Origin of the sequence: Rhizobium sp. N731 (genome assembly GCF_001664145.1) — a bacterium.
Lineage (GTDB): Bacteria > Pseudomonadota > Alphaproteobacteria > Rhizobiales > Rhizobiaceae > Rhizobium > Rhizobium esperanzae.
In genome coordinates, this window is sequence record NZ_CP013601.1 from 4,017,310 (window position 1) to 4,034,206 (window position 16,897).

General features: G+C 62.1%; 9 protein-coding genes. 3 read left to right on the forward strand and 6 right to left on the reverse strand.

Going from position 1 to position 16,897, the window contains the following annotated elements; all coding sequences use genetic code 11:
• Positions 1-3: 3 nt before the first annotated feature.
• The 6 genes from AMK02_RS19475 to hemA form a co-directional block, all read right to left on the reverse strand.
• Entirely contained in the window at positions 4-1,926 is a 1,923-nt protein-coding gene (locus AMK02_RS19475) for a glycoside hydrolase family 127 protein (protein WP_064805348.1), read from the reverse strand.
• Between the two features lie 19 nt (positions 1,927-1,945).
• On the reverse strand, positions 1,946-2,809 hold the full coding sequence (locus AMK02_RS19480) for a carbohydrate ABC transporter permease (protein ID WP_011427038.1): 864 nt from the start codon (positions 2,807-2,809) through the stop codon (positions 1,946-1,948).
• Entirely contained in the window at positions 2,806-3,723 is a 918-nt protein-coding gene (locus AMK02_RS19485) for a carbohydrate ABC transporter permease (RefSeq protein WP_064805350.1), read from the reverse strand. The genes AMK02_RS19480 and AMK02_RS19485 overlap by 4 nt, the downstream gene beginning before the upstream one ends.
• Positions 3,724-3,796: 73 nt before the next feature.
• Positions 3,797-5,035, reverse strand: a complete 1,239-nt coding sequence (locus tag AMK02_RS19490) for an ABC transporter substrate-binding protein (protein WP_064805352.1) — start codon at positions 5,033-5,035, stop codon at positions 3,797-3,799.
• 69 nt (positions 5,036-5,104) lie between these two features.
• On the reverse strand, positions 5,105-6,127 hold the full coding sequence (locus tag AMK02_RS19495; RefSeq protein WP_064806379.1) for a LacI family DNA-binding transcriptional regulator: 1,023 nt from the start codon (positions 6,125-6,127) through the stop codon (positions 5,105-5,107).
• A gap of 300 nt (positions 6,128-6,427) precedes the next feature.
• Positions 6,428-7,642, reverse strand: coding sequence for a 5-aminolevulinate synthase (gene hemA, locus AMK02_RS19500; protein WP_064805354.1), 1,215 nt, complete (start codon positions 7,640-7,642; stop codon positions 6,428-6,430).
• A 328-nt stretch (positions 7,643-7,970) separates the two neighbouring features.
• Between hemA and AMK02_RS19505 the strand changes: the two genes are divergently transcribed.
• From AMK02_RS19505 to AMK02_RS19515, 3 genes are all read left to right on the forward strand, one after another.
• Complete coding sequence (locus AMK02_RS19505) at positions 7,971-8,228, forward strand: YMGG-like glycine zipper-containing protein (RefSeq protein WP_011427043.1); 258 nt, start codon at positions 7,971-7,973, stop codon at positions 8,226-8,228.
• A 167-nt stretch (positions 8,229-8,395) separates the two neighbouring features.
• Positions 8,396-10,324 (forward strand): autotransporter assembly complex protein TamA, encoded by a 1,929-nt coding sequence (locus tag AMK02_RS19510; RefSeq protein ID WP_189636984.1) that lies wholly within the window; start codon positions 8,396-8,398, stop codon positions 10,322-10,324.
• 60 nt (positions 10,325-10,384) lie between these two features.
• Positions 10,385-16,807, forward strand: a complete 6,423-nt coding sequence (locus tag AMK02_RS19515; protein ID WP_064805358.1) for a translocation/assembly module TamB domain-containing protein — start codon at positions 10,385-10,387, stop codon at positions 16,805-16,807.
• Positions 16,808-16,897 lie beyond the last annotated feature (90 nt).

The window sequence follows — 16,897 nt, forward strand, 5'->3', positions numbered from 1 at the left end:
GACCTACTTGTCCGCCTGGACCCAGACGAGCATCTCTCCGGGCGCGCGGTTGTCCCAGAGATGATAGGGCACAAAGCGTGCGGTGGCGACCCGCCTTTCGGCCGGCGCCTTGCGGTAGAGCGAATTGCCCCAATTCGATGTTTCCTCACGCTCGACCTTGAGATCGAGGGCGACGGCATCATTGAGGTCCTTCAGCACGACGGTTTCGGCGGCCGGGAGTTCGCGGGGCAGAACGATGGCGTTGAGATCTTTGCCATTGTCCGTTGTTTCCACGCAATAGACGAGCGGACCGCGCATCAAGGCGACGCGGCCGGCATCCTGGCGCACTTTCGGATTGGCATATTGCGGGCGAAGCGCCAGCGGCAGGTAGAGGGCCATCTTATCACCGTCCGCCCATTCGCGGTCGATCCTCGCATATCCGTCGCGGACATGAGCATCGAGGTCGAGCATCGCCCCGTTGACGCTGAGGGTTGCGCCCTCCGCCCAGTCCGGAATGCGCAGCGACAGTGCAAACCGGGCCGGCTTTGCCAGCTTGGCCGTGACGGCGACGGCGCCGTCCCACGGATAGTTGGTGGCCTGTTCCAACTCCACCTCGGCGCCGTTGGCAAGCTTCAGCCGGGCGGTGCTTTCGCCATAGAGATGTACGGCGATCTCATCATCGGCAACCGCATACATGTATGAGCCAATCGACGTCACCAGCCGGGCGATGTTCGGTGGGCAACAGGGGCAATGGTGCCATTTCCAGCGGTGGTGCTTGCCCGCACTTTCGAGCGGATTGTCATAGAAGAAGGTCTTGCCGTCTGTGGAAAGGCCGGGCAGCGCGCCGTTATAAAGGGCCTGCTCCATGATGTCGGCGTAACGCCGGTCCGGCCCGCGCCCGAGCATGCGGCTTGCCCAGAAGACCAGACCGACAGAGGCGCAGGTTTCCGCATAGGCCGTATCATTGGGCAGGTCGTAATAGTCGGTGAAACCTTCGTTGGACGCGGCCGGGCCGATGCCGCCGGTGATGTACATCTGCTTGGTCGTCAGATCGTCCCAGAGCGTTTCCAGAGCTGCCGTCAGGCTGTCGTCCTTGTATTCGGTGGCGATGTCGGCCATGCCGGAATAGAGGTACATGGCGCGCACGGCATGGCCGACGACCTTCGTCTGTTCTCGTACCGGCAAGTGCGCCTGACCATATTCATAGGTCTTCTGATGGAAGTCGGCAGCGCTCCGGCCGTCGCGAGCCGCTTCGGCCGTGAAGAAGTGCGGCTCGGTGCCGCGCTCATCGATGAAGAATTTCGAGAGGTCGAGATATTTCTTCTCGCCGGTCACGCGAGCGAGCTTGACCAGTGCCAGCTCGACTTCCTCATGGCCGCAATAGCCTGGTATTTGACCCTCTCCATGGCCGAAAACCTTGATCATGTAGTCGGCGAAGCGGCACATGATGTCGAGCAGCTTGCGCTTGCCGGTCGCCTGATAATAGGCGACCGCGGCTTCCATCAGGTGGCCGGCGCAATAGAGCTCGTGATGGTCCCGCAGGTTGGTCCAGCGGCGGGATGGCTCGACGCGCTGGAACCAGGCGTTCAGATAACCGTCCTTATCCTGCATCCGCTCATACATGTCGATGATCTCATCGGCCCGAGCCTCCAGCTTCGGGTTCGGCCGGCGATAAAGCGAATAGGCGATAGTCTCGATCGACTTGCCAAGATCGGAATCCCAGAACATCTGCGTCGTCCCGCCCCACGGCTGAATGGGAATGACGACGCCGGGGCTCGGCTGGCTGACGTCGATCGCCTTGAGCATGCCGGCTTCGACGCAGCGGTCGAGCAGGGTCTCGGCGGTCGAATTGCAGACGGCATCCTGCCATTTGCCCCAGAACCCGCCGAGCTCGACATCGGGAACGGCGACGGGGCGAAACTGGCGGTCGTTGCTTGACTTGGTCATGGGCTCTACCTTCTTGGGATCATTTCACCGCGCCGGCCATCAGCCCGCGCATGTAGTAGCGTTGCAGGAGCAGGAAGACGATCAGGCAGGGGATCGTCATGACGACGACACCGGCCTGCACCGCTCCCCAGTTGATGGCGCCGAGCCGCCCGGCGCGAACTGCCGTCATCAGCACCGGCAGGGTGTATTTCTCATTGCTCGAGAGCAGCACAAGCGCGGCGAGAAACTCGTTCCAGGCATTGAGGAACGCAAAGATCGCCACCGTCGCAACACCGGGAAGCACCAGCGGCAGGAGAACCCGCGCCAGGAGCCTCAGATCGCGCGCGCCGTCGATGCGCGCGGCCTCTTCGATTTCCTTCGGCACGGCATCGAAGGCATTGCGCATCATGAAAACGGAGAAAGGCAGCTGCAGCGTCACATAGACGAGGGTCAGCCCGAGCAGCGAATTGTTGAGGCCGAGTTTTGCCAGGATGATGAAGAGCGGCGTCAGGATCGACTGGAACGGAATCATCAGCGTGGCGATGATCAGCACGAAGAGCGCATTCTTCATCGGGAAGCGATAACGCGAGAAGCCATAGCCCGCGAGCAGGCTGACCAGAACGGTCAGCACCACGGTGGCGACCGACACCAACAGCGAATTGATCATGTGCTGCCAGATGCCGGCGCCGAACGTATCGAGCAGCGCATAGGCATCGAAGCTGACCCCGGATGTCGGCCACGGCGGCAAGGGCGGCAGACTGGCTTCGGCACCCGGCCGGAAGGAGGCGAGCAGCGTGATCGCGAAGGGCGCCAGAAAGAAGATCGAAATGGCGATGCCGGTGAGATGATAGGCCGACTTCGTGCGGATGGCCTTGCGGGCGCGGCGTTGCCTTGACGTCGTCATGGACGCTCCTCCCCGACGCGAAGCAGCCAGAGCTGGACGATGCTGATGGCAACCAGGATGGCGAGAAGGGCGATCGAAAGCGCTGCGCCATAACCGAGATTGAAGGAGACGAAGGACTGGTTGAAGACGTAATAGACCACCGAGATCATCTTGTTCTGCGGTCCGCCCGCCGTCATGATGTAAAACTGGTCGAAGGCAAGGATCGAGCCGGTGACCGAGACGATCAGCGCCAGCGCGATCGTCTTACGCATCAGCGGCAGCGTCAGATGCCGGAAACGCTGCCAGCGGCCGGCGCCGTCGATGCGGGCCGCCTCCGTCAGCTCGGGCGGAATGGCCTGAAGCCCGGTCAGCAGAATGATCATGGTGAAGCCGGCGATCTTCCAGACGACCATCACCACAACAGTCAGAAAGGCCGTGTCGAAGGTCGCAAGCAGATTGGGGCTCTTTTCCAGAAGACCGAGCGCCTTCAAGGCTGGGCCGATGAAGCCGCTATCGACATTGGCAAGCCAGACCCAGAGCAGCGAGGCGGTGGCAAGGCCGACCACGACAGGCAGGAAGATGATTGTGCGGTAGGCGCTGACGAACTGCCGTTCCTTCTCGACGAAGATTGCCAGCGGAAAGGCGACGGCAAAGATCGCAATGGTGACGATCACGGTGTAATAGGCGGTGAAATTCAGTGCCGCCATGAAGCGAGTGTCGTTGACCATTCGGAAATAATTGTTGAAGCCGATCCAGCGCGACGCCCCCATCAGCGGCCAGTTATGAAGGCTCATCCACCCCGTGAAGAGAACCGGCATGATGAAGAAGACGATGACCAGCGCCATGGCCGGCGCGATATAGGCAAGGCCGCGCCAGTTGGATCTGCGCCGCCGCCTGCGCCGAGGCAATAGAGTCTCTGAACCGGAACCGGTCATCAAACGCTCCGCATCTGTCAATTGAAGTTGGCCGGGAAGCTGCCACCGCTCCCCGGCCGCGGCCTTGGGAGAGTTATTGGCCGCTATCGATGATCGACTGCATTTCCGACTGGGCGCTGGAGAACGCCCCGTCGACATCGTCGCCGAAGATCGCCGCATTGGTGAAGCTTGCCCAGGGACCGTTGGCGCTGTTGATCAGGTCGTTGAATTGCAGCGTATAGGGCGTCTTGGCGACACTGATTGCCTTCAGACCGACCTGCATGCGCGGGTCGAGACCTTCGAGCACCTTATCGGCAATGTCGCCGCGTGTCGGCAGGCTGCCATATTTCGCCATGATCTTCTGGCCGTCCATCGAATAGATGTATTCGAGAAATTCCTTCACGGCGTCGATCTTCTTCGTTCCCTTGGTGATGACGAAATTGTCGCCGCCGGCAAAGGACGACGGTTTGCCGCCGACGCCGGGAATGAGGGTCACGCCGAAATTGATCTCAGGATGCTGGGTCACCAGCGTACCGATGGCAAAGGCGCCGAGGCTCTGCTGGCCGATCTTGCCATTGGTGAAGGTCAGGAAGTTCGTACCGTTGTCGCTGGCCGCACCCGCCGGCACGAGGTCCTTCCTGACCATGTTGCGGTAGATGTCGACGGCCTTGCGCATCTGAGGCGTATCGAGCGTCGCTTTCTTGCTGTCGGCCGACAGGATGTCGGCGCCCGCACCCCAGACGAGCGGGGTGAAGGTGAAGATCATGCAGCCGCCGCAGCCGCCGCCGGAGAAATAGAAGCCGTAGGTATCGTCACCGAGAGCCTGGATCTTCTCGGCATTGGCGGTGATTTCGTCCCAGTTGGCCGGCGCCTTTTCCGGGTCGAGGCCGGCCTTCTTGTAGAGATCCTTGTTCCAGGCGAAAACCGATGTTTCCACAGAGAGCGGCAGGCCGTAGATCTTGTCCTGATAGGTGCCGAGGCGGACATGCGACGGCGACAGCGAGTTGAAATAGGGCAGCGACTTCGCCCAGTCCGTCAGGTCTTCCAGCTGGCCGGCCGCGGCAAAGGCGGGATTGTAGATGAGGTCCATCGACAGGGCATCCGGCGCCTGTCCGCCGGCGATTGCCGTCGCATATTTCTGCACCAGCTCGGAGAACGGCACTTCGGTCATCACGACCTTGTTCTCATGACTGGAATTATAAGCCTCGACGACCTTCTTGAACGCGTCGCCGATCCCCGACCGGACCCACATTTCGACGTTTTCGGCAGCCGATGCAGCCGACACCAGGCACAAAGTAGCGATGCCGGTCGCCGCCAATAGACGCTTGATCATGACACTCCTCCCAATATGGCGCATCTCCTCGCGCCTTTGCTCATTTCCCTGATTCTCATTCCCTTAGTCTCATTCCGGAGGAGTCCTACCCCCGCATGACCGCCGGATGACGAGCCGGCAGGGCAATTTCCTCACTCCCGGCTCGACGGGCCGTCCTTCCGCAAGCGCCAGCACCGTCAAACCGGCCTGCCGCCCGAGCTCCTTCAGCTCCATATCCACCGTCGTCAGTGGCGGCCGCGTCTGGGCCGCAACAATCTCCCAATTGTCGAAGCCGATTACCGAAACATCCTGCGGCACCTTGACGCCGCGCTCGCGCAGCGCATCCACCGCGCCACGGGCGATCTGGTCGTTGCCGCAGAAGAGCGCATCCGGCTTTTCCCCCACTCTCTTCCAAAGCTGTTCCACCGCCTCATGGCCCCAGCTTTCCGACCAGACGCCATAGAGCACCGGCTCGCGGTGGCCCGCCACCTGATGATAGGCCCCGGCCCGCTCCCGCACCGAAAAGAAGTCTTCCGGCCCGGTAATATGCGCAATCCGCCGCCGCCCGATCGTCGCGAGCCATTCGACGGCCAGCCTCGCACCCTGTTCGTCGTCCGAACGGAAGGTAACGCTGTTCTGCGTCCCCTCGGTGAAGGCGTAGACGACAGGCACATGCAAATTCGACAGGTCGACAGGCAGACGCCTGTCCAGCCGCTTGCCGGTTGCGATGATACCGTCGACCTGCTTGTCCAGCATCGCATCGACATGGATCTGGGCGAGCGCCGGATCGTCTTCGATGGCGCACAGGAAAACCGAGACCCCATGATCGACGAGCGCGTCCGAAATACCCGCCATCACAGGCAGCGTGAAACGACCGTAAGTGTCGTTCGTCAGCAGCCCGATGGTGAAGCTGCGCTTGCTGAGAAGACCTCTTGCCAGCGCATTCGGCCGATATCCGATTTCGCCGGCAATCCGCTTCACGCGCTCGCGGGTTTCCGCTCCCATCCGGCCGGTGTCGTTGAGAGCCTTCGACGCCGTCGAGATGCTCACGCCAGCAGCCGACGCGACCTCATGGATGGTGATCCTGCCTCTTTTTCCTCCCGATATGTTCAGGCCTTCCTCCTTCTGAATTGGCTTGAGAAAAGCTTTTACCAATCTCTCTGTCAAGTGAGAAAAGGTTTTCTCATGCAATTCGACAGATGGAACAACAAGCGTGAATTGAAGGAAGGAAGGCGTGGAAAAGGCCGATGCGAATCCACGAGACCGGACTGCAATGCGTCATTCATCGATAGAGCGACAGGACAAAGGCTAGATAACCTTATCCAGCTGATGAATGCGGAACAAACAATCGCCGTCAGAACCTCCGATGGAAGTTCTGATTCGCGAGGTTAGAACCCAGGCGATCGTTGAAGATCAGGCGACGTGCCTTGCCAGCGCGCAACGCGACCAGAGCGAATGCAGGGCGTCGACGAGATGGGCGATATCGGCGTCGGAATGCAGCGGTGTCGGGGTGATGCGCAGCCGCTCGGTCTTCTTCGGCACGGTGGGATAGTTGATCGGCTGGACATAGACACCGCAATTGTCGAGCAAGAGGTCGGAGATCCATTTGCACTTGGCTGCATCGCCGACCATCACCGGCACGATATGGCTGGGATTGTGCATATGCGGAATGCCGCGCTGATCGAGCAGCGAGCGCAATTTGCGCACCCGGTCCTGATGGCGGGCGCGCTCGAACTGGCTGACCTTCAGATGCTGGATCGAGGCGACGGCGCCGGCGGCAAGCGCCGGCGGCAGCGCCGTGGTGAAGATGAAGCCGGAGGCAAACGAGCGGATGAAGTCGCACAGCGCCGTCGACGCGGCGATATAACCGCCCATCACGCCGAAGGCCTTGCCGAGCGTGCCCTCGATGACCGTCAGCCGGTCCATCAGCCCCTCGCGCTCGGCAATGCCGCCGCCGCGCGGGCCGTACATGCCGACCGCATGCACCTCGTCGAGATAGGTCATCGCGCCGTATTTGTCGGCGAGGTCGCAGATCTCCTTGATCGGGGCGATGTCGCCGTCCATCGAATAGACGCTCTCGAAGGCGATCAGCTTCGGCGCCTTCGGATCGGCGGCGGCAAGCTTGGCTTCGAGATCGGCGACGTCATTGTGTTTCCAGATCACCTTGTCGCATTTGGCATGCCGGATGCCCTCGATCATCGAGGCATGGTTGAGCGCATCGGAGAAGATGATCAGGCCGGGGATTTTGGCGCCGAGCGTGCCGAGTGCGGCCCAGTTGGAGACATAGCCTGAGGTGAAGATCAGCGCCGATTCCTTGCCGTGCAGATCGGCAAGCTCACGCTCGAGCAGGACGTGGTAATGGTTGGTGCCAGAAATATTCCGGGTGCCTCCCGCACCCGCGCCACAGTGGTCGATGGCGGCTTTCATCGCCTCGATCACTTTCGGGTTCTGGCCCATGCCGAGATAGTCGTTGGAGCACCAGACCGTGACTTCCTTCTCGCCATCGGCCGTATGGCGCGTCGCCCGCGGGAAGTTGCCGCGGTGACGTTCGAGATCGGCAAAAACGCGGTAGCGGCCCTCGGCATGAAGCCCGTCCAGCTCGTTTTTGAAAAATGCTTCGAAATCCATCATATGCTCCAGTATCACGCGGCCGTTCTTGCCGATGGGACGTCCGCGCGTCAATGCTTACCCTTTGGTTTAACATCAACTGCGGCAAAAGGCCCAGTTTTTTGAATGATTCCAGACAAAAAAATACGCGCGCCACAATCAACGGGGCCATGCGGCAAAAGCGCCCGACATAGGCGCAAAATCCGCAACACCCGCAACACCCCTTCAATGCAAAAAAATCCGGACAAGAGTGGACAACCCTTTCTTCCGACATAGTTTTCGAGCTAGCGTGCCAAAAAAACAATAGGGACGGCCTATGCCCATTGGGCGACAACCCAGGAGAAAAGAGATGAAAAAAGCTGTCATACTCGCATTGATCGGCCTGTCGGTCGCAAGCTGCACACCGACCCAGCAGGGCGCCGGCATCGGTGCTGCATCCGGCGCAGTCATTGGCGGTGCAGTCACCGGCAACGTTCGTGGCGCGGCGGTCGGCGCCGCCATCGGCGGCGTGTCGGGCGCCCTGATCGGCAGCGTCGCGGAACAGCCCGGCCAGTGCTACTATCGCGACCGCTATGGCCGCCGTTACATCGACGCTTGCCCGCGCTGAGAGCGCTGGCAAAACGCAAAAACAGGAAATCCCGGACACACATCCGGGATTTTTTGTGCTGAATTAGCGCGTGGGCAATTTAAAATGGTACACCATGCGCGATTTTGCCGCTAAGCTGTTCACGGCTGGGCAACGAAGCTTCATGTAGGCGTAACCAAAAGCAGCGGATGCGGATTAGAGGGACAAGTCCGAAAACAGGTTTTGCGTATCGGCGAACAGGCACCATGATGGTGGTCGCAGCGGCAGCTGCTTTCTCACCGGTCCTGATCGGCGATGCTTACGCCTTCAAGCTTTTCGGCATCACCATCTTCGGCAAGGAGGAGGACGAGAGCGAACAGGTGCCCGATCCGGTGCGCTATCACGTCGAACTCAAGGCCGACACCGCCGATCCCGATCTTAAGGAAGCGCTCGAAAACAGCTCCCGCCTCGTCAGCGACCAGAAACAGCCCGTCTCCGGCGATCTCGGCATCGTCGTCAAGGCGCGTGACGACCGCGAGCGGCTGATCGCCACCTTGTATGAAAAAGCCCGTTACGGCGGCGTGGTGACGATCAGCATCGACGGCAAGGATATCGACGAGCTGCCGCCCAATCCGACATTCGACCGCTCCGGGCCGGTCCCCGTCACCGTCAATATAACCCCCGGACCCGTTTTCAGGGTCAAAGAGGTGCAGTTCGGCGGCGACGCCGCGGACCGCAATCCCGCCGATTACGACCTTGCCCCCGGCGCCGAGGCCGGCTCGCTCGCCATCATCAAGGCGGGTGACAAGATTGTCGAACAGTTGAAAAGCGAAGGTCGGCCCTTCGCTAAATTGACCGAACGCAAGGTCGTCGCCGATCACAGGAGCGACACGGTCGACATCGTGCTTGCTGCCGAAGGCGGGCCTGTCGCCCCGATCGGCGATGTCGGGGTCACCGGCGAAAAAACCGTGCGGCCAGGTTTCATCCAGCGTTATTCCCGGCTGAACAAAGGGGATGCCTATTCGCCGGAAAGGCTGAAGAAGGCCGGCGAGCGGCTTCGCGCCCTCGGCGTCTTTTCGAGCGTCACCATTCATGAGGGCGATGTGCTGTCGCCTGATGATACGCTGCCGATGACGATCGAGGTGTCCGAAGGCAAGAGGCGTTATTTCGGCGTCGGCGCGCAATATTCCACCACCGACGGCCTCGGCATCCAGGGCTATTGGGGCCACCGCAACCTGTTCGGCGAGGCCGAGACGCTGAGGATCGAAGGCTCGGTCTCGCGGCTCGGCGAAGCCACCGATGTCGGCAGCCTCGACTATTCCGCCGGCATCCTCTTCACCAAGCCCGGCGCCTTCTTCCCGGCCGCCACGCTGAAGGCCGGTATCGTCGCCAAGACCCAGAATCCGGACGCCTATAACGCGACGCTCGTCACCGCCTCGCTCGGGCTTTCCTATGAATTGACCGAGAAGGACACGGTTTCGGCGAGCGGCGAAGTCAGCTGGGAGCGCGATGACGACGCCTTCGGCACCAATGACTATCTGACCATCGCCCTGCCGCTTCAGTATGATCGTGACGCACGCGACGACAAGTTCAATCCGACCGAAGGCTATCGCGCGACAGTCTCGGCAAAGCCCGGCTACGAGGTCTTCAACGCCACACCCTATGCGGCGTTCGAAGGCTCGATTTCCGGCTATCTGCCGTTCGGCGCCGAGGATCGCCTCGTGCTTGCCGGCAAGGTCGCCGCCGGCGTGCTGATCGGCGGCGGCGGAATCGAGGACATTCCTGCCACGCAGCGCTTTTTCGCCGGCGGCGGCGGCTCGGTGCGCGGATACAGTTATCAGGAAATTTCGCCTTACAACGACAATGGCGATGCCACCGGCGGCCGTTCCTATGTGACCGGGTCGCTGGAGGCCCGCTTCAAGATCACCGATACGATCGGCCTCGTGCCCTTCATCGATGTCGGCACCGTATCGGACAGCACCTTCCCGGGTTTTTCCGATATCCGCGCCGGCGCCGGCGCGGGAATACGATATGCCACACCTTTCGGGCCGCTGCGGCTTGATTTTGCCGTGCCGCTGAACAAGTACGAAGATGGCACAGATTATGGAATTTATGCCGGCATCGGCCAATCCTTCTAGGGTTGCGATTCCGGTTTGTTCCAATCGATGGGCCGCATGAAAACGGGGTAGTTCGCGCCGATGCAACCGCTGGCAAAAATCGTCAACTGGATCGTGCGGGTCACCGGTTATGCCGTCGGCGCCATCTTGATTCTCGCTGTCGCGGCGCTTGCGATCTTCGGCTTCACCTCCTTTGGCGCCCGCATCGTCACCGAAAAGATCGCCTCCACCCTTTCCAACCGCGATATGACGATCGAGGTGCGCGAACCGGAAGGGCTTTTGACCGGCGGGCTTCGCGCCACCGAAATCTCCCTATCCGACACGAGGGGCGTTTTTGCGGAAATCCACGGTGTGGCGATCGATTGGAACCCGCTGGCGCTGTTGACGGGAACATTCCACGCCAAGCGTTTCCAGATCGACACGATCAACGTGCTGCGCAAGCCGGTGCGCACCCTGCCCTCGCGGCCCAGCGCCGAAAACTCCGGCGGCTTCACTCTTCCGGTCAAGATCGATGTCGACCATGTGGCCTTGCCCGATATCAAACTGGCCGAAGCTTTTGCCGGGCGGGCTTTCGCGCTCGCCGCCGAAGGCAGCCTTTCGGCAAATGGCGACGGCGGCGAAGCGATGGTCAATGTCAGCCGCCACGCGGTTCCGGATGCGCGCCTTACTGCCGATATCGCCTACGCGCCGGCCGAAAACCGGCTGCGGCTGAAGGCGCAGCTTGCCGAGCCGAAGGGTGGGCTGTTGGCGGGCTTCCTCGGCCTGCCTGGCAATCCTGCGGTCAACATCGACCTCGACGGCCAGGGACCGATATCCGACTGGACAGGCAAGATACAGGCTGCGCTCGACGGGCAGCAGCGCGCTGCAATCGAGGGCCGGCATGCGATTGGCGCAGACAGGCTGCATCATCTCGATCTCAAGGGTGGCGGTGACCTGAGCTCGCTTCTTCCCGCAGCATTCCGGCCGCTTTTCGCCGGCCAGACCAATATCGATCTTGCCGCCACCTTCGACGACCACGGCAAGATCGATATCCAGACCGGCAATATCGCCACCGGCAGCGTCGTCATCGCCGCATCGGGCGCGCTTGATCCGGCCGGCAACAACAGCCTGAACGCCAATCTGCTCGGCACATCCGGCCCCGTCGATTTCCGCTGGCCGCTCGCCGAAGGCGAAGCGCGCTTCCTGATTTCAGGCCTCAACCTGGCTCTGACGGGCGATGCGCAGACCGCCCGACTGAGCCTCAGCGGCTCGCTCGACAGCGCCACCCTGCCGCAGGCCGATATCGGCAACGTCAAGCTGACGGCAAAGAGCGATGCCTTCAATCTTGCCGCCCGTTCCGGCAGCGTTCAGCTGCGCCTCGTGGCCGGGGACGCAACCTTTGCCGAACCGAACCTCAATCGCGCAGTTCAGGGCCCTATCACGATCGCCTCGCCGCTCCAGATTTCGTCGGGCGACATTGGCTTCAACGGCACCACCGTCGAAAGCGCCAATATCAACGGCAGCCTCAACGGTTCCTATCGGCTGGCAGACCGCGCGCTGACCGGCAATGTCAAGCTGAGCGTCGAACCAGCGGCCCTGCCGGCCGCGGCGACGAGCAGGTTCGATCAGCCGATCTCGCTCGAAAGCCAGGTGACCGGCACGATCCCGTCGAAATTCGCGCTGTCCAATCTCGTCCTGAAATCCGGCACGCTTGAAGCCGCCGGCAACGTCGCGTTCGACGGTTCGATGTTGAACGCCGATCTTTCAGGTCGGCTGCCCGATATCGGCAAGCTGATGACGGGCGCGAGCGGCGGCGCCGGTTACGCGCTGAGGATCGGAGGCGAACTGCCGGCGATCTCCGTGACAGCCAATATCAAGGCTCCCAGCCTTGAGATGGCTGATCGCGCGCTCGCCGACCTCAATATCGATCTGTCGGGCGTCGCCGATGCCAAGGCGCCGCAGGGAAAGTTTGCGGCCACCGGCACGATCGACGGACAGCCGATCGGCATCAACGGTGACATCCGTTCTGAGAACGGCAGGACGAGCATTCCCGCACTGACCGCCGATGTCGGCGGCAACCGGCTGACCGGCAAGCTGGAGCTTTCGCCCTCCCTGACGCCCTCGGGCGCATTGACCTTCGATTTCCCCAAGCTCGGCTTGCTGGCTGCGCTCGGCGGCCAGAAAGCCGAAGGAGATCTCAAGGGTTCGCTCGGCATCGAGAGCGACGGCGGCAAGATCGCGCTTAAGCTCGTTGCATCAGGTGCCTCGATCCGCCGCGATACGCTGGCGATCATCAAGCCGGATATCGACCTCACGGTCAGCGATCTCAGCGCCCTTGCGGCAAACGGCACGATCCGCGCCGAAGAGCTGGCTGCCGGAGAAAACAGGCTCGCCGGCCTTTCGCTCGATTTCACCAAGCAGCAGAACCGAACCGATTTCGATCTCAACGCCGCCTATGACGGCAATCCGGTGCTGGCCGCCGGCAATATCCAGGCATCAGGCGGCACGATCGCGGTAAACCTTGACCACTTCTCGGCCAGCCCCCGCAACATCCCGGTCGAGCTTGCCGCACCGACTGAGGTCACGATCGGCGGCGGCACCGCCAGTCTGGACGGACTGACGCTGAAAACAGGCACCGGTTCGGTGAGCGTCACCGGCTCCGCCGGCGGGACGCTGAAGCTGAATGCCGACATCCACCAATTGCCGGCAGCGCTGGCCAATGGTTTCGTGCCGAACCTTTCGGCCGGCGGCACAATCTCGGGAACGATTGCCGTGACGGGAACGCCGGCAGCACCCATCGCCGATTTCAAACTCGACTGGAAGGATGCGACGACCGGGCCGCTTAAGGGCGCGGGCCTGGCACCGCTCGGCATCAACGCCAACGGCAAATTTGCCGAGAAGAAGCTCGATTTCGACACGACAATCGCCGGTGCCGACAGCCTGTTGCTCAAGGCCCGCGGCAACGTCGCTCTCGCTGATCCGACCGCGCCGGTGCTCGATATCGACGCCGATATCCTCAACCTGCCGGCGCAGGTCGCCAATGGTTTTGCTTCCGATCTCGCCGCCGAAGGCACGATCACGGGAAAGGTGACCGCCACCGGTTCCCTTAAGGCCCCAATCGCCCATTTCGACCTCGCCTGGAAAAGCGCTGCGACGCGCCACACCAAGCGAGCCGGCCTCGCGGCTCTTGATGTGACCGCGTCCGGCAAATTCGCGGACAACACGCTCGATTTCGATGCCGCAGCCATCGGCGCCGACAGACTCTCGCTCAAGGCAGACGGCAACGTGGATATCGCCGGGACGACGATCGGTAACATCAAGGTCGGCGCAACACTGGACAATATCCCCGCAGCGATTGCCAACGGCTTCGTTCCCGATCTCGCAGCGGAAGGCGCAATCTCCGGAACCGTCGCGGCCAGCGGGTCGCTTGCAGCCCCGGCCGCCGATTTCGATCTCCATTGGCAAAACGCCGCGACGAGCCACACGAAACGGGCCGGCCTTGCCGGTCTTGGCCTCACCGCGTCCGGAAAGTTCGCCGACAACAAGCTTGATTTCGACGTCGCAGTTGCCGGCACAGACAGCCTCTCGCTGAAGGCGAACGGCAATGTGGCCGTTACCGGCACGACGATCGGCACTGTCGCGGCCGATGCGACGCTGTCAAATGTTCCGGCAAGCCTGGCAAACAGCTTCGTCGCCGATCTCGCCGCCGAAGGCACGGTCTCGGGGAGGGTCTCGGCTGCGGGCTCGCTTTCGGCCCCCACCGCCAATTTCGACCTCAATTGGAAAGACGCTGCGACCAGCCACACGAAGCGTGCCGGCCTTGCCGCTCTCGCCGTTACCGCATCGGGGAAATTTGCCGATAACAAGCTGGATTTCAACGCGGCGGCCGGTGGCGACCAAGGTCTCTCATTGAAGGCCATGGGCAATGTCGCTCTCGCCGGTGCGGCAATCGACAGCGTGAAGGTCGATGCCGAAATCGTCAAACTCCCCGCCGCCCTCGCCAATGCCTTCGTCCCCGATCTGGCGGCCGGCGGCATGATATCCGGCACGCTTTCGGCAGCCGGAACACCCGCTGCACCCAAGGCAGATTTCAAGCTCGACTGGGCGGACGCCGCGACCAGTCACACCAGAAGCGCGCATCTTTCCGGCCTCGCGCTTGCCGCATCGGGACACCTCGCCGACAACAAGCTCGACTTCAACGCCAATCTCGGCGGCAAGGACGGCCTGTCGCTGAATGCCGCGGGCAATGTGGCGATATCGGGCACTTCGATCCGCAACATTGACGTCAAAGCCGATCTTGCCAATCTACCCGCGAGCCTTGCCAACGGCTTCGTTGCCGGTCTTGCCGCGGAGGGCACGGTATCGGGAACGGCATCCGCCTCAGGATCGCTGCCCAAGCCCGCCGTCGATTTCAAGCTCGATTGGAAGAACGCCGCCACCGCCCAGACCAGGAGCAGCGGCTTGTCGGGCCTGAGTGCCGCGGCCTCCGGCAAGTTCGCCGATGGCAGGGTCGACTTCGATGCCAGCCTTGCCGGCAAGGACGGCATGTTGGCCAAGGCGGCGGGTGGCGTGACGATCGCGGGAACGGCCATACGCGACCTTTCGATCAATGCCGATATTCCGGCGCTGCCGGCAAATATCGCCAATGCCTTTGTTCCCGGCCTCGGTGCCGAAGGCACTCTGTCGGCGAGCGCCCAGACATCTGGAACGCCGGCAGACCCGATCGTCGATTTCAAGCTGAACTGGAAAGATGCCGCGACCAGCCACACCAAGGCCGCCGGCCTCTCCCGCCTTGCTTTGGCGGCGACGGGAAAATATTCCGGCGACCGACTGGATTTCGATGCCGACCTCAGCGGCAGTGGCGGCATTTCGCTGAAAGCCGCCGGCAATCTTTCCATTGCAGGCACTACGATCCGATCGATCGACGTCACCGCGAACGCTGCCAATGTTCCGGCCGCCATCGCCAACGGCTTTGTTCCGGGCATCGGAGCCGAAGGCACGATTACGGCGACGGCCAAGGCGGCGGGCGCGCTGTCCTCGCCCGCCGTCGATTTCAAGGTCGATTGGAAGAATGCCGCGACGAGCCAGACGAAAGGCGCCGGTCTTTCGCCATTCAGCATCGGGGCATCCGGCAAACTTGCCGATAACAGGCTGACAGTCGACACCAACCTTGCCGGCGATGCCGGCATGTCGCTGAAAGGCGGCGGTAGCGTCGTGATGTCAGGCAACCGCGCCGTCGACATGCGCTTCAACGGCAATGTTCCCTTCGCCGTGCTTGGCGCCCCGCTCGCACAGCAGGGCTTTGTCGCCGACGGCGTCGCCAGCGTCGATCTTAAGATTGGCGGAACGGCCGCGGCACCCGTCATCAACGGCACTGTCTCGACATCAGCCGCCAAGCTCGTCGACGTCAGGCGCAATCTTGCCGTCAACAATCTCGCAGCCACCGTCACCTTCAATGGCAACCAGGCCGTCATCTCGCGCCTCAGCGGCAATCTTGGCGGCGGCGGCATGATTTCGGCAAGCGGCACCATCGGCATCCAGCCGGCCGGCGGATTTCCCGCCGACATTTCGATCAAGCTCGACAAGGCCGTCTATGTCGACGGAACGCTTGTTGTCTCGACTGTCAATGGAACGGTGGGCCTGCGCGGGCCGATCATGAGCGCGACGCTGAGCGGCAAGCTCCGGCTGGACAAGACCTCGATCACCGTCCCGGAGAGATTGCCGACCTCGCTCCGCGAAATCGACATCCGGCATAAGAATGCACCGCGAGCGGTGCTGGCGCAGCTGCGCAATGACGGCGAGCGAAAGCCGGGCGAGAAGTCCTCCGTTATCACGCTCGACCTCCAAATCGATGCGCCCTCCCAGATCTTCGCGCGCGGCCGCGGCATCGATGCCGAGCTCGGAGGTCTCGTGACCATCCGCGGAACGGCGGCAGCACCCATCGTCACCGGCGGCTTTACCATGCGCCGCGGCCGGCTGACCATTCTCAACCGCCGTCTGAACTTCTCCGACAAGAGCAGGATCACCTTTGCCGGCGACCTGACGCCGGCGCTCGACATGGAAGCGACCTCTACCTCCGGCACGACGACCCTGACGGTCGATGTCTCAGGCCTTGCCACCGATCCCTCGATCACCTTTTCCTCCTCGCCCCAGCTGCCGCAGGACGAAGTGCTGGCGCAGTTGATCTTCGGCCAGTCGATGTCGAAGCTCTCGCCGGTACAGATCGCCCAGCTCGCGGACGCCGTCAGCCAGCTGGCCGGCAACCGCTCCACCTCGCTCTTCGAGGGCCTGCGCAACCAGCTCGGCGTCGACGATTTCGACGTCAGCACCGACGAGAAGGGCCAGACGAGTGTCAGCGTCGGCCGCTACCTCAACGACCGTACCTATTTCGAACTGCAGCAGGGCGGCTCGGCCGGCGCCAAGGCAATCATCAATCTCGATGTCGGCCGCGGCGTCAAATTGCGAGGAGCCGCTGGCGGGAATGGTGCCGGCGAAGCAGGCGTCGTTTACGAGCGGGAATATTAAGCCGGCTAAATCAGGAGCAGAACGCAGCGGACGGCGGTTCGGTTCGGACCTGAGGTCTGCCACTCACCCTAACCCTCTCCCCGCTTGCGA

Bases quoted from the DNA above. Each gene is read 5' to 3' on its own strand.
- AMK02_RS19475 (WP_064805348.1), bottom strand. From the start codon at position 1,926: ATGACCAAGTCAAGCAACGACCGCCAGTTTCGCCCCGTCGCCGTTCCC.
- AMK02_RS19480 (WP_011427038.1), bottom strand. From the start codon at position 2,809: ATGACGACGTCAAGGCAACGCCGCGCCCGCAAGGCCATCCGCACGAAG.
- AMK02_RS19485 (WP_064805350.1), bottom strand. From the start codon at position 3,723: ATGACCGGTTCCGGTTCAGAGACTCTATTGCCTCGGCGCAGGCGGCGG.
- AMK02_RS19490 (WP_064805352.1), bottom strand. From the start codon at position 5,035: ATGATCAAGCGTCTATTGGCGGCGACCGGCATCGCTACTTTGTGCCTG.
- hemA (WP_064805354.1), bottom strand. From the start codon at position 7,642: ATGGATTTCGAAGCATTTTTCAAAAACGAGCTGGACGGGCTTCATGCC.
- AMK02_RS19505 (WP_011427043.1), top strand. From the start codon at position 7,971: ATGAAAAAAGCTGTCATACTCGCATTGATCGGCCTGTCGGTCGCAAGC.
- AMK02_RS19510 (WP_189636984.1), top strand. From the start codon at position 8,396: ATGCGGATTAGAGGGACAAGTCCGAAAACAGGTTTTGCGTATCGGCGA.
- AMK02_RS19515 (WP_064805358.1), top strand. From the start codon at position 10,385: ATGCAACCGCTGGCAAAAATCGTCAACTGGATCGTGCGGGTCACCGGT.